We start from the raw sequence: 12,315 nt of genomic DNA on the forward strand, positions 1-12,315 counted from the left end.
TTAATGTTTAAAGTGACGAATTCCTGTAAACACCATCGTAATCCCATATTCATCAGCTTTCTTGATTGAATCCTCATCTTTAACAGATCCACCAGGCTGAATGATTGCCGTGACGCCCGCTTTCGCTGCCGCTTCTACGGTATCATCCATTGGGAAGAAAGCATCTGATGCCAATGCACTTCCTGTCGCTCTTTCCCCAGCTTGTTCCAGGGCAATTTTTGCAGCTCCCACACGGTTCATTTGACCTGCACCAACACCTAATGTCATTTGATCGTTACAAACCACTATTGCATTCGACTTGACATGTTTCACGATTTTCCAGCCAAGTTCCATGGCTTTCCACTCTTCAGGGGTAGGCTCACGTTTCGTTGCCACCTTTATCTCTGCATCCTTTAAGCTATGTGCATCCCGATCTTGAATAAGTAATCCGCCTTCAATGGATGTCAATTTACGCTCAGGCTTTTTAACCGCATCGAAATCGATCGTTAATAAACGAAGGTTTTTCTTGCTTGTCAATACTTCCACTGCCTCTTGTGTAAACCCAGGGGCAATGATGATTTCAAGGAAAATTTCATGAAGTTTTTCAGCAGTCGCCCTGTCAACTTCACGGTTCAATGCGATGATCCCACCGAAAATGGAAGTGGCATCTGCCTCATAAGCTTTTTCAAATGCTTCCAAAATGGTCGCACCGACACCGACGCCGCAAGGATTCATATGTTTGACTGCAACTGCAGCCGGCTCATTGAATTCTTTAACGATTTGAAGTGCTGCATCAGCATCATTAATGTTGTTGTATGAAAGTTCTTTTCCATGTAGTTGATTCGCTTCTGCAATTGAGAAAACGGAACCAAGCGGTTTTTTATAGAATGCGGCTTTTTGATGTGGATTTTCCCCATAACGAAGCGACTGTTTCAATTCAAAGGTAACAGTCAATGATTCAGGATTTTCTTCATCGGCAAGCTCTGTCATATACTCTGAAATAACGGCATCATATGCTGCTGTATGGCGGAAAACTTTTGCAGCCAGGCGGCGATTCGTGGTTTTTGATACTCCGCCATTTTGTTTCAGCTCAGCCAATACGTTAGGATAATCATTGGAATCAACGATAACAGTCACATATTCGTGGTTTTTAGCAGAAGAACGGAGCATTGTCGGTCCACCGATATCGATGTTTTCAATAGCATCTTCCACAGTGACTTCCGGTTTGGAAATAGTCGCTTGGAATGGATATAGGTTCACACAGACAAGTTGAATGGGTTCAATATTATGCTCTGCAAGCTGTGCTGCGTGATTTTTGTCATCATGTTTTGCCAACACTGCTCCATGGACATTCGGGTGAAGTGTTTTAACACGTCCATCCAATATTTCCGGGAAACCGGTGACGTCACTGATTCCAATTACCTCAATACCATTATCCTGCAGCGTTTTTTTGGTACCGCCTGTAGAAATGACTTCAAAACCTGCTTCAATTAAACCTTGAGCAAATTCTACGATACCTGTTTTATCCGATACACTAATTAATGCACGTTTCTTCATGTTATGTTGGTCCCTCCATTAAGTAAGTTTCTTGTGGCATAGCTCCCGCAAAACTGACGGATACAAGTCATGCTCCATTTCCTGAATCCTTTTTTGAAGGATATCTTTCGTATCCCCCTCAAGAATTGGCACTGCCTTTTGGGCAATGACCGGTCCTGTGTCCATTCCATCATCGACATAATGAACAGTTACCCCCGTTTCCTTCACTCCGGCATCAAAAGCCTGGCCAATTGCATCCTTGCCTGGAAAATTAGGCAGAAGTGAAGGGTGGATGTTCACAATCCTCTGTGAATACTTTTGTAATAAAGTCGGACCGATCAAACGCATATAACCAGCCAGAATGATGAATTCTATCTCATACTGGCGAAGTCTTTCGAGGATTTCCGATTCATACTCAATCTTATTCGAGTAATTCTTCGCTGAAAAGGAGAAAGAATCAATATTCTCAAGCATAGCTCTCTCAAGCACATATGCGTCTTCACGATCGCAAACGACAAGACAGATTTCCGCCTCTAACTTTCCACTTTTTATTGCTTCAGCAATTGATTGAAAATTACTACCGTTACCTGATGCAAAGACAGCAAGGCGTTTCATTATTTGAACGACACTCCATTTCCATCCACTACCGTTCCAATAACCGAGGCTTCTTCACCGCAAGAACGTAGGTGAGCTAGCACATCGGATGCCACTTCTTTTTTCACGACTGCCGTCATTCCGATTCCCATATTGAAGATATTGAACATTTCCCCTTGTACAAGGTTCCCTTTTTCTTCAAGGAATGAGAATATAGTTGGAATTTCCCAGCTTCCGAGCTCGATTTCAACACCGCATCCTTCAGGAAGAATACGCGGAATATTCTCGATGAATCCCCCACCAGTGATATGGGCAAGACCATTGACCTCAAATTTTTCCAACGTCGATAAAACGGACTTCACATAGATTTTTGTCGGTTTTAATAATTCCTCTCCCAACTTGCAATCCAGTTCCGGTACGAAGTCATGAAGCCCCATGCCTGAGTCTTCAAGAAGGATTTTACGAACAAGGGAATATCCATTACTGTGGATGCCGCTTGAAGCGAGTCCAATAACGACGTCACCCGCCGAGATTTCTTCACCAGTAATTAGACGTGTTTTTTCAACGGCACCAACAGTAAAACCTGCAACATCGTATTCTTCCGTCTCGTACATGCCAGGCATTTCAGCCGTTTCTCCGCCGATTAAAGCACAGCCCGCCTGCTCACAGCCATCTGCAATTCCTTTGACGATCATTTCAATTCGTTCGGGATCTGCTTTACCGCAGGCAATATAATCTAAAAAGTATAAAGGTGCAGCACCTTGTACGACAACATCATTGACGCACATAGCTACACAATCCACTCCAATTGTATCGTGTTTATCCATCATGAACGCCAGCAAAAGTTTTGTACCCACTCCATCCGTACCTGAAATGAGCACAGGTTCTTTAAGGTTCAAGGAAGATAAATCAAACATGCCGCCGAAACCGCCCAGACCATTCATTACTTCTGGACGAAATGTGCGCTTTACATGTTTTTTCATTCGATTTACCGCTTCATAACCAGCCTCAATATCCACACCAGCCTGTTTATATGCATTAGCCATTTGAAATCCTCCTCCGAAAATCAATCATCATTGCCGACTTGATTAACATTTTGTTTTTTCTCGTTCGTATTCAAAAATTTCAGTCGGATAATTTCCGGTGAAACAAGCTAGGCATGAACCGCGCGTTTCTCCAGGAAACGGTCTTCCAATTGCTTCGACCATACCTTCGACACTTAAAAAAGTTAAGGAATCGGCACCGATGATTTCCCTTATTTCCTCCACCGATTTAGAACTCGCAATCAGTTCTTCCTTTTTAGACGTGTCTATGCCATAAAAACATGGATTCTTGATCGGTGGTGAGCTGATTACTACATGCACTTCTTTCGCCCCGGCATCTTTTAACATGCGGACAATCCTTCTGCTCGTTGTCCCACGGACAATTGAATCATCAACCATTATGACCCGCTTACCTTCCACTACCCCTCTTACAGGTGATAGTTTCATCTTCACGCCTTGTTCACGCAGACTTTGTGATGGCTGAATGAACGTCCGTCCAACATACCGATTTTTTATTAAACCCATTTCATAGGGAATGCCTGCAGCTTCAGCATAGCCAATCGCTGCCGAAATGCTGGAATCAGGTACACCTGTAACTACATCTGCTTCAATTTTGGTTTCCAGTGCCATTTGCTTGCCAAGATTTTTTCGTGCCGTATGGACATTGATCCCATCAATATTGCTATCCGGACGGGAAAAATACACGTACTCCATCGTACACATTGCCTGTTGACTGGAAAGCGAAAAGTACTCGGATGTGATTCCCTCATCATTAATGACAACAAGTTCACCCGGCTCAATATCGCGGATGAATTCTGCACCTACAATATCGAGTGCACATGTTTCTGATGCAGCGAAATATGCATCGCCTATTTTCCCCAAGGAAAGTGGACGGAAGCCATGCGGATCTCTTGCCATGATCATTTGGTTTTCGGTCATGATGACAAAGGCATAGGCCCCTTTCAGCATGCTTAAGCTGTTCTTCACGGAATCTCTAACATCCGAGTAGCCGGAGCGTTTAATCAGATGTGCCAGAACTTCCGTATCGGATGTCGTTTGAAAAATGCTTCCCTGTCCTTCAAGCTGTGCTTTTAACTGATGGGCATTGACGATATTCCCATTATGGGCAAGTGCCAGCCCTCCTGTATGCGAATTGAACAGGAAAGGCTGAACATTTTGATACCCGCCGCCGCCTGCCGTAGTATAACGGACATGGCCGATTGCCGCTTTTCCGGTACCGGAAAGTGCCTGCATTTTTTCAGCAGTGAATATCTCTGTGACAAGTCCTTCGCCCTTAGAGATGGACATCTGCTCACCATCCGTCACGACGATGCCTGCTCCCTCTTGACCACGATGTTGCAAGCTATGCAAACCGTAGTAAGCAAGCTGTGCAGCATCGGGATGTCCCCAGACTCCTACAACACCACACTCTTCGTTTAGGCTTCTTATTTCAGCAAGCATGGTATGGCTCCCTTCCAAGCTGTTTGTAAATCTTCAACGTCCGCTTCCAATACTTTGCTATCACTGCTTGTCTCCACGACTAATTTATTATCAGCCGTTACTGAACCTATGCATATCGCATCTTCAACAAGTGCTTCAAATGCCGCTTGGTTTTCAGGTTTGATGGACAGTAAGAATCGTGATTGCGTTTCACTGAATAATTCGGATACCGGTTCGCCGGATATATTCACTTTTGCCCCAAGTTTGCTAGCCCCGAATAAAGATTCAGCTAAAGCCACTGCCAAACCGCCTTCCGAAAGGTCATGGGCTGATGCAACAAGTCCTTTTTGGATTGCAGTTAGAATTTGCTGCTGACGTTTTTGTTCAATGGCCAAATCAAGTTCTGGAGCGCACCCAAAGATTTTACCCTCAAGCATTTTCTGTAATTCACTGCCTCCAAATTCAACCTTCGCTTCGCCGACCACGTAAATCAAATCGGATTCATTTTTAAATGTTTGTGTAGTGATGTGCTGAAGGTCACTGACAAGACCAACCATCCCAACTACAGGTGTCGGATAAATCGCTTCACCATTCGTTTCATTGTAAAGGGAGACATTTCCGCCAATTACAGGAGTACTTAAGCTTCTGCAAGCTTCACTCATACCGTCTGCCGCTTTTTCCAATTGCCAAAATATCTCAGGTTTTTCTGGATTCCCAAAATTCAAGCAATCCGTAATCGCCAAAGGCTCTGCACCCGAGCAAATGATGTTACGTGCAGCTTCAGCCACTGCGATTTTGCCACCTGTTTCAGGATCTAAATAAATAAAGCGGGAGTTGCAATCCGTCGTCATGGCAAGGGCCTTATTCGTACCCCGTACACGTACTACGGCCGCATCCGATCCAGGTGAGACGACTGTATTCGTGCGGACCATGTAATCATATTGGTCGTAGACCCATTCCTTACTCGAAATTGTCGGTTGCTTCAATAGTGAAACCAATGTTTCTTTGTAATCTCCAATTGCTGGAACTTCAGCCTTCATGCTTTGGAAGTCACGGAAATATTGCGGTTCTGCAGATGGCTTGTGATAGATTGGAGCTTCTTCAGCCAATGCATCAACCGGAACCTCCGCAACGATTTCACCTTGATGGGAAAGTGTTAGATTTTTGTCATCCGTTACTTCTCCAACAGCAACCGCTTCTAGGTCATACTTTGTAAACAAGTCAACTATTTCCTGTTCGCGTCCTTTAGTTACAACGATCAGCATCCGCTCTTGTGATTCAGAAAGCATCATTTCATATGCTGTCATTCCCGTTTCACGCTGCGGTACCAAATCAAGATTCATTTTTATTCCTGATCCAGCTTTACTCGCCATCTCGGCAGATGAGCTTGTAAGACCCGCTGCTCCCATATCTTGAATACCAACAAGAGCATCATTTTGAATTAATTCAAGGCATGCTTCTAGAAGCAGTTTCTCCATGAAAGGATCACCTACTTGTACGGCAGGCCGTTTTTCTTCTGAAGACTCCGACAACTCTTCAGATGCAAATGTTGCTCCATGGATTCCATCACGTCCAGTTTTGGCACCCACATACATCACTGTGTTGCCCACTCCATGCGCTTGGCCCTTTTTAATGTCCTTATGATCAATCAAACCTACACACATGGCATTGACTAGAGGATTCCCTTCATACGATGGATCAAATTGAATTTCTCCTCCGACAGTTGGAATTCCGATACAATTCCCGTATCCTGCAATCCCGGCAACCACTTCTTTAAATAAATATTTCACGCGATCATTATCTAACTCACCAAAGCGAAGCGAGTTCAGCATCGCAATTGGACGGGCACCCATGGAGAAGACATCACGGATAATTCCGCCGACACCAGTAGCAGCACCTTGATAAGGTTCTATTGCCGAAGGGTGGTTATGACTTTCAATTTTAAAAACGACAGCCTGATCGTCACCGATATCAACGATACCTGCTCCTTCACCAGGACCTTGCAGCACTTTCTCCCCTGTAATCGGGAACTTCCTTAAGATGGGTTTCGAATTTTTGTAGGAACAATGCTCTGACCACATTACTGAAAACAATCCAGTTTCCGTATAATTCGGCAGTCTGCCTAAGATTTTCTCCACCATTGCAAATTCATCATCGGATAGTCCCATAGTTGCGTACAAACGATCCGATTTAATTTTTTCCGGACTTGGTTCAAGCTGTAATAACATGTGATTCCCTCCAGTTTTTCACGATGGATTGAAAAATCTTTAAGCCGTCTTTACTGCCAAGCAGCGAATCAACAGCACGTTCGGGATGAGGCATCATTCCGAGGACATTTCCTTGTTCATTTGTAATTCCCGCTATCTGTTCCAAGCTTCCGTTTGGATTTTCACCATCATACGTGAACAGGATGCGGTTATTTCGTTTTAATTCAGCCAATGTCTCATTATCGCAGTAGTAATTCCCTTCACCATGGGCAACCGGGATCGTAATCGTCTCATTTACTTCATATCCTGTCGTGAACATCGATTGATTATTTTCAACCTTCAGTCCTACATTGCGGCAAATGAATTTCAAGCCTTCATTACGGCGCATCGCTCCAGGTAAAAGCCCTGCTTCAAGTAAAATCTGAAATCCATTGCAGACACCCAAGACAGGCTTTCCTGCTTGTGCCGCTTTTACGACTTCGGCCATTACATTCGAAAATCGTGCAATTGCTCCAGAGCGTAAATAGTCTCCATAAGAGAAACCTCCTGGAAGGAGAATCCCATCATACTGATCTAGATTGTCTGTAGAGTGCCAAACATACTCCACTTCTTCCCCCAGTGCATCCTTTATCGCATGGTACATATCGACATCACAATTGGAACCAGGGAAAACTATGACAGCAAATTTCATTGGGTGATAACCTCCTCAACATCATAACGGTAAGCTTCAATTACCGTATTGGCCAAAAGTTTTTCACACATTTCCTTCACAAGTTGATCTAAATCACGATCCGTATCTTTAATTGTAAGTTCAATGTATTTCCCCACACGAACATCGCTAACTTCGTTATACGTTAAACTATGAAGTGATTGTTGCACTGCTGCTCCCTGTGGATCTAGTACACTTTCGCGTAGTGTGATATATACCTTAACCTTATACATGTTGAGTGCCCTCCAACTTTGCTAGTATTTTTTCGTAAGCATCTGTTAAACTTCCTAAATCACGGCGGAATACATCTTTGTCTAACTTTTCGTTCGTGTTAATATCCCATAATCGGCAAGTATCAGGTGAAATTTCGTCTGCCAGCAAAATGTCTCCATTCGGGGTTTTACCGAACTCTAATTTAAAATCAATCAATTTAATGTCCAACTCTTTAAAGAAGGAAGTTAAGACAATACTGATTTCTTGTGCTTTTTCTTTTAAAATCGCTACATCTTCCTCGCTTGCAAGTTCCAATTCTTCAATATGGTCTTCCGTTAACAGAGGATCGCCGAGTTCATCGTCTTTATAGTAAAACTCAATCAGCGTTTTCTTTAGCGGCTGGCCTTCTTCAATGCCAGTCCTTTTAGAAAAACTGCCGGCAGCCGTATTTCTGACAACGACTTCAAGCGGAATGATGGATACCCTCTTTACTAGCTGCTCCCGGTCGGAAAGCATTTCAATAAAATGGGACGGGATATTTTCTTGGGCAAGCTTTGAAAATAGTAAGCTAGTAATTTGATTATTCAACTTACCTTTTCCGGCAATCTCTGACTTCTTCTCACCATTGAACGCTGTTGCCGAATCCTTGTATTCCACCCATACTATTTCACTGTTGTCCGTTGCAAAAATCTGTTTCGCTTTTCCTTCATACAACAATTCTCGTTTTTCCATCTGTCCAGACCCCCACATTGTGAATATTATGAATTTTCCTGCCATTGTTCAGGCTTGGCAAACATATCACCGTTTAGAGGTGCCATGTTTGCCGCCTTCACTTTTTATAAACCTAAACGATCAAAGATTACATCAACATTTTTCAGGTGATGTGTAGGATCGAAACAATCATCAAGTTCTTCTTTCGTAAGCAAGCTTGTGATTTTATCATCCTTTTCGATCAGGCTTCGGAATGGAACTTGAAGCTCCCATGCCTCCATCGCTTTCGGCTGAACCGTATCATAGGCTTCTTCGCGGACAAGTCCTTTATCGATAAGGGAAAGCAGTACACGTTGTGAGAAAATCAATCCAAGCGTACGGTCCATATTGCGTTTCATATTTTCTGGATATACAGTCAAGTTCTTCACTATGTTGCTGAATCGGTTCAGCATGTAGTTTAATGCGATCGTTGCATCCGGCAAGATGATGCGCTCAGCAGAAGAATGTGAAATGTCACGTTCATGCCATAATGGCACATTCTCATATGCTGTCATCATGTAACCGCGGATTACACGAGCCATGCCCGTCATATTTTCAGAACCGATTGGATTCCGTTTATGAGGCATTGCCGAAGAACCTTTTTGTCCTTTTGCAAAGAATTCTTCCACTTCGCGTGTTTCACTTTTTTGCAGGCCGCGAATTTCCACTGCGAACTTTTCAATTGATGTCGCTATTAAAGCCAATGTGCTCATATAATGTGCGTGGCGATCGCGCTGCAATGTTTGTGTTGAAATTGGCGCTGCTTCAAGACCAAGCTTTTCACAAACAAATTTTTCAACGAACGGGTCGATGTTTGCGTAAGTTCCGACAGCTCCAGAGATTTTCCCAACTTCTATGTTCTTTCTTGCTTCTTCAAAACGTTCGACATTGCGTTTCATTTCTTGATACCAAAGAGCCAGTTTCAACCCAAAAGTGGTCGGCTCAGCATGAACTCCATGTGTACGTCCCATTTGAACCGTGTATTTATGTTCTTTCGCTTTATTTTTCAGGATCTCCACGAAGTTATTTAAATCCTTGGCAAGGATCTCATTCGCTTGCTTAATCACATATGAAAGAGCTGTATCCACCACATCAGTGGAAGTCAGTCCGTAATGGACCCATTTCCGTTCTTCACCCAACGTTTCAGAAACCGCACGTGTAAAAGCAACAACATCATGGCGTGTATCTTTTTCGATTTCATTGATACGGTCCACATCGAATGTGGCCTTTTCACGAAGAAGCTTCACATCTTCTTTTGGAATGACACCTAGCTCAGACCATGCTTCACAAGCTAAGATTTCAACTTCCAACCACGCATTAAAGCGGTTCTTTTCTGTCCAAATGTTTCCCATCTCTGGGCGGGTATAACGTTCAATCATTTTACTTCCTCCGTTTCAACCTGTTGATTCCATATTTTGCTTCGATCACTTTCCAAAAGAGCTTCCTCGATCGTTGGACGTAAAATATTCACATGACCCATTTTCCGCTTAAGCTTGGCTTCTTTCTTACCGTATAGGTGGACCTTCCAATCTGAAAGCGTCGGAATTTCATCCATTAAGGGTCCGATATGCTCACCAAGGATGTTTATCATTACCACAGGCTTCAATAACGCCGTATTTCCGAGCGGCCAATTGCAGACAGCCCTAATATGCTGTTCGAACTGTGAAGTCTCACATGCTTCCATTGTATAATGGCCTGAGTTATGAGGTCTTGGCGCTAATTCATTAATGATGATCTCATCCTGAGCGGTTAAAAACATCTCGACTGCCAATGTCCCCACCAAATCAAGTTTCTCTGCAAGCTGCAAAGCTTCATTAATAGCTTTCCGTTCAGCTTGTTGACTAATACGGGCGGGAACAATACTTTTATGAAGAATGTTTTCAATATGAATGTTTTCCGCAATCGGAAAATGACTTACCCCGCCATTTGCCTTGCGCGTCACGATAATGGAGATTTCTTTTACGAAAGGAATCCAGGCTTCCAGCACACATTTACCTGTTTTGAGCAGGGATTCAGCCTTTTTGATATCGGCTTCTTCCTTAATGACCAACTGCCCTTTTCCATCATAACCGCCCCGCGTCGTTTTTAACACACTAGGGTACCCTATTTTCTCTATATGAAGGTAAATTTCTGAAATATCCTGTATTTCCTGATATGGAGCAACGGAGGCACCTGCATCAGATATGGCTTTTTTTTCTGTCAATCTATCCTGTGTCAGCTTCAATAATTCTGAGCCCTGTGGAAGATATGCATGTTGCTTTAACCAATCCAAGGCTGCTGAACTGATATTTTCAAACTCGTAAGTTATGACATCACTGACCTCAGCTAATCTTTTCAATGCTTCGATATCATCATAAGCACCAGTGATTTCTATATCCGCCACTTGAGCACATGGACCTTCTGCAGTCGGCTCAAGGACCGCAATTTTAAAGCCAGATGCCTTAGCCGATAAGGCCATCATCCTGCCCAATTGCCCACCGCCGATTATTCCTATGGTCTGTCCCGGTAAAATGACTGTATTATTTAAGTTGTTCACTGCTCTGTAACACCTTTTCTCTGGTTTCGTTTCGTAAAGCCTCTAACCTATCAGCAATGTCAGAATCAAAAGCTGCTAATATTTGAGCCGCAAACAAACCGGCATTGACTGCGCCCGCTTTTCCGATCGCGACCGTTGCAACCGGTACGCCACCAGGCATTTGAACAATCGATAATAACGAATCCATCCCATTTAATGCCTTCGACTGTATTGGAACGCCTATCACAGGGACAATCGTTTTAGCTGCGGTCATACCTGGAAGATGTGCAGCCCCGCCTGCTCCGGCAATAATCACTTTAATATCTCTCTCTTTTGCACTCTCTGCATATTCAAATAGTAAATCCGGCGTCCGGTGGGCGGAAACGACTCTTTTTTCATAGGGAATCTCAAGCTGTTCCAATGATTCACAAGCGTATTTCATCGTTTCCCAATCCGAGACACTTCCCATAATAACCCCAACTTGCGGTTTCATATCATCTTTCCCTCCAACACTCATATTATGGCGTCCCGAGTATGTAGACGGACGCTTATCATTATCTAATAAAAAAACCGGACAGGTTGCTTCCTCATCGAGAAAGCAACCTGTCCGGAAAAGAAAGCCTTTTTGAAAAAGTGCAAAAAGACTTGGCTAGTTTCCGAAATAGTCAGATGCTTTTCTCATAGTCCGATGATTTACGGTCATCAGGTAGAAACTTTTGGGCCATATCCCCATGATTATATGAGATGTATTAATGTAACTTCATATTACCTTCCGGCCATTTTAATGTCAAGTTAAAATCGAATATTTTCACATCATATTAATTAAACGTTCGTGTTTTACTCAATTAATTTTGCTTCGAATACAATTTTCCGATCAACTGGCACATATTGGACTTTGCCATTCTCAATTCTTTCGGCAAAGATAGGCTCCTCGGTTCGCCTTACAGGAAAGTATCCTGCCGCTTTAATCCGATCTAAACATGCATCGATCGACTCGCCCTCGATGACTTCAAACCTTTCCTTACTCTTTTTACTCACAATACCGACCCCTTCCATAATTCTATTTTGTCTGTCTTCTTCCTTAGCAATCAACTTGCATTATTATCAATATTAAGTAAGTTCTTCATCAACAACAAATTCTTCCTAGTATAATGAAAGGAACAAGTAAAGACAAGAATGCATCTCAATAAAACCGATTTCATCATAATAGAAATTCACTATTGCCTCGGATTATGATATCCCTGTCTTCCGTTAAAGCCCTTCGCTTATAAATTATGCATCCCCTTTATTTATCCTACCCTTCTCTCCCTCTGAATTACTATAGCCTGA

Annotated in this window: 12 protein-coding genes and 1 riboswitch; all 12 genes read right to left on the bottom strand. The window is 43.1% G+C overall.

Annotated elements, in window-relative coordinates; all coding sequences use genetic code 11:
• Entirely contained in the window at window positions 1–1,536 is a 1,536-nt protein-coding gene (purH, locus tag ACFVSH_RS03410; protein ID WP_387601622.1) for a bifunctional phosphoribosylaminoimidazolecarboxamide formyltransferase/IMP cyclohydrolase, read from the bottom strand.
• 18 nt (window positions 1,537–1,554) lie between these two features.
• Window positions 1,555–2,130: a phosphoribosylglycinamide formyltransferase gene (gene purN, locus ACFVSH_RS03415; RefSeq protein WP_387601619.1), complete on the bottom strand. Its 576-nt coding sequence runs from the start codon at window positions 2,128–2,130 to the stop codon at window positions 1,555–1,557.
• Window positions 2,130–3,155: a phosphoribosylformylglycinamidine cyclo-ligase gene (purM, locus tag ACFVSH_RS03420; RefSeq protein WP_387601616.1), complete on the bottom strand. Its 1,026-nt coding sequence runs from the start codon at window positions 3,153–3,155 to the stop codon at window positions 2,130–2,132. The genes purN and purM overlap by 1 nt, the downstream gene beginning before the upstream one ends.
• A 42-nt stretch (window positions 3,156–3,197) precedes the next feature.
• A complete protein-coding gene (gene purF / locus ACFVSH_RS03425; protein ID WP_192207627.1) occupies window positions 3,198–4,613 on the bottom strand; it encodes an amidophosphoribosyltransferase in 1,416 nt (471 codons plus the stop codon).
• On the bottom strand, window positions 4,598–6,820 hold the full coding sequence (gene purL, locus ACFVSH_RS03430) for a phosphoribosylformylglycinamidine synthase subunit PurL (RefSeq protein WP_387704875.1): 2,223 nt from the start codon (window positions 6,818–6,820) through the stop codon (window positions 4,598–4,600). The genes purF and purL overlap by 16 nt, the downstream gene beginning before the upstream one ends.
• A complete protein-coding gene (purQ, locus tag ACFVSH_RS03435; RefSeq protein WP_289323477.1) occupies window positions 6,804–7,490 on the bottom strand; it encodes a phosphoribosylformylglycinamidine synthase subunit PurQ in 687 nt (228 codons plus the stop codon). The genes purL and purQ overlap by 17 nt, the downstream gene beginning before the upstream one ends.
• Complete coding sequence (gene purS / locus ACFVSH_RS03440) at window positions 7,487–7,741, bottom strand: phosphoribosylformylglycinamidine synthase subunit PurS (protein ID WP_034306118.1); 255 nt, start codon at window positions 7,739–7,741, stop codon at window positions 7,487–7,489. The genes purQ and purS overlap by 4 nt, the downstream gene beginning before the upstream one ends.
• Complete coding sequence (gene purC, locus ACFVSH_RS03445) at window positions 7,734–8,453, bottom strand: phosphoribosylaminoimidazolesuccinocarboxamide synthase (RefSeq protein ID WP_387704877.1); 720 nt, start codon at window positions 8,451–8,453, stop codon at window positions 7,734–7,736. Before purC ends, purS begins: the two co-directional genes overlap by 8 nt.
• 104 nt (window positions 8,454–8,557) lie before the next feature.
• Window positions 8,558–9,850 carry an adenylosuccinate lyase gene (purB, locus tag ACFVSH_RS03450; protein ID WP_076372692.1) on the bottom strand — a complete coding sequence of 431 codons (1,293 nt, stop codon included), beginning with the start codon at window positions 9,848–9,850 and terminating at the stop codon, window positions 8,558–8,560.
• Window positions 9,847–11,007, bottom strand: coding sequence for a 5-(carboxyamino)imidazole ribonucleotide synthase (purK, locus tag ACFVSH_RS03455; RefSeq protein ID WP_387601606.1), 1,161 nt, complete (start codon window positions 11,005–11,007; stop codon window positions 9,847–9,849). Before purK ends, purB begins: the two co-directional genes overlap by 4 nt.
• Complete coding sequence (purE, locus tag ACFVSH_RS03460; protein WP_098370632.1) at window positions 10,991–11,479, bottom strand: 5-(carboxyamino)imidazole ribonucleotide mutase; 489 nt, start codon at window positions 11,477–11,479, stop codon at window positions 10,991–10,993. Before purE ends, purK begins: the two co-directional genes overlap by 17 nt.
• Before the next feature lie 168 nt (window positions 11,480–11,647).
• Window positions 11,648–11,749: riboswitch (purine riboswitch) on the bottom strand.
• Window positions 11,750–11,823: 74 nt separating this feature from the next.
• The gene (locus tag ACFVSH_RS03465; RefSeq protein WP_260288214.1) at window positions 11,824–12,024 is read right to left on the bottom strand and encodes an NETI motif-containing protein; all 201 of its coding nucleotides are present in this window, start codon (window positions 12,022–12,024) and stop codon (window positions 11,824–11,826) included.
• Between the last annotated feature and the right edge of the window lie 291 nt (window positions 12,025–12,315).

Source organism: Peribacillus sp. NPDC058002 (genome assembly GCF_042886655.1).
Lineage (GTDB): Bacteria > Bacillota > Bacilli > Bacillales > DSM-1321 > Peribacillus > Peribacillus aracenensis.

What these genes read in the sequence shown, in the direction of transcription:
- purH (WP_387601622.1), bottom strand. Translation starts at nt 1,536, where the DNA reads ATGAAGAAACGTGCATTAATTAGTGTATCGGATAAAACAGGTATCGTA.
- purN (WP_387601619.1), bottom strand. Translation starts at nt 2,130, where the DNA reads ATGAAACGCCTTGCTGTCTTTGCATCAGGTAACGGTAGTAATTTTCAA.
- purM (WP_387601616.1), bottom strand. Translation starts at nt 3,155, where the DNA reads ATGGCTAATGCATATAAACAGGCTGGTGTGGATATTGAGGCTGGTTAT.
- purF (WP_192207627.1), bottom strand. Translation starts at nt 4,613, where the DNA reads ATGCTTGCTGAAATAAGAAGCCTAAACGAAGAGTGTGGTGTTGTAGGA.
- purL (WP_387704875.1), bottom strand. Translation starts at nt 6,820, where the DNA reads ATGTTATTACAGCTTGAACCAAGTCCGGAAAAAATTAAATCGGATCGT.
- purQ (WP_289323477.1), bottom strand. Translation starts at nt 7,490, where the DNA reads ATGAAATTTGCTGTCATAGTTTTCCCTGGTTCCAATTGTGATGTCGAT.
- purS (WP_034306118.1), bottom strand. Translation starts at nt 7,741, where the DNA reads ATGTATAAGGTTAAGGTATATATCACACTACGCGAAAGTGTACTAGAT.
- purC (WP_387704877.1), bottom strand. Translation starts at nt 8,453, where the DNA reads ATGGAAAAACGAGAATTGTTGTATGAAGGAAAAGCGAAACAGATTTTT.
- purB (WP_076372692.1), bottom strand. Translation starts at nt 9,850, where the DNA reads ATGATTGAACGTTATACCCGCCCAGAGATGGGAAACATTTGGACAGAA.
- purE (WP_098370632.1), bottom strand. Translation starts at nt 11,479, where the DNA reads ATGAAACCGCAAGTTGGGGTTATTATGGGAAGTGTCTCGGATTGGGAA.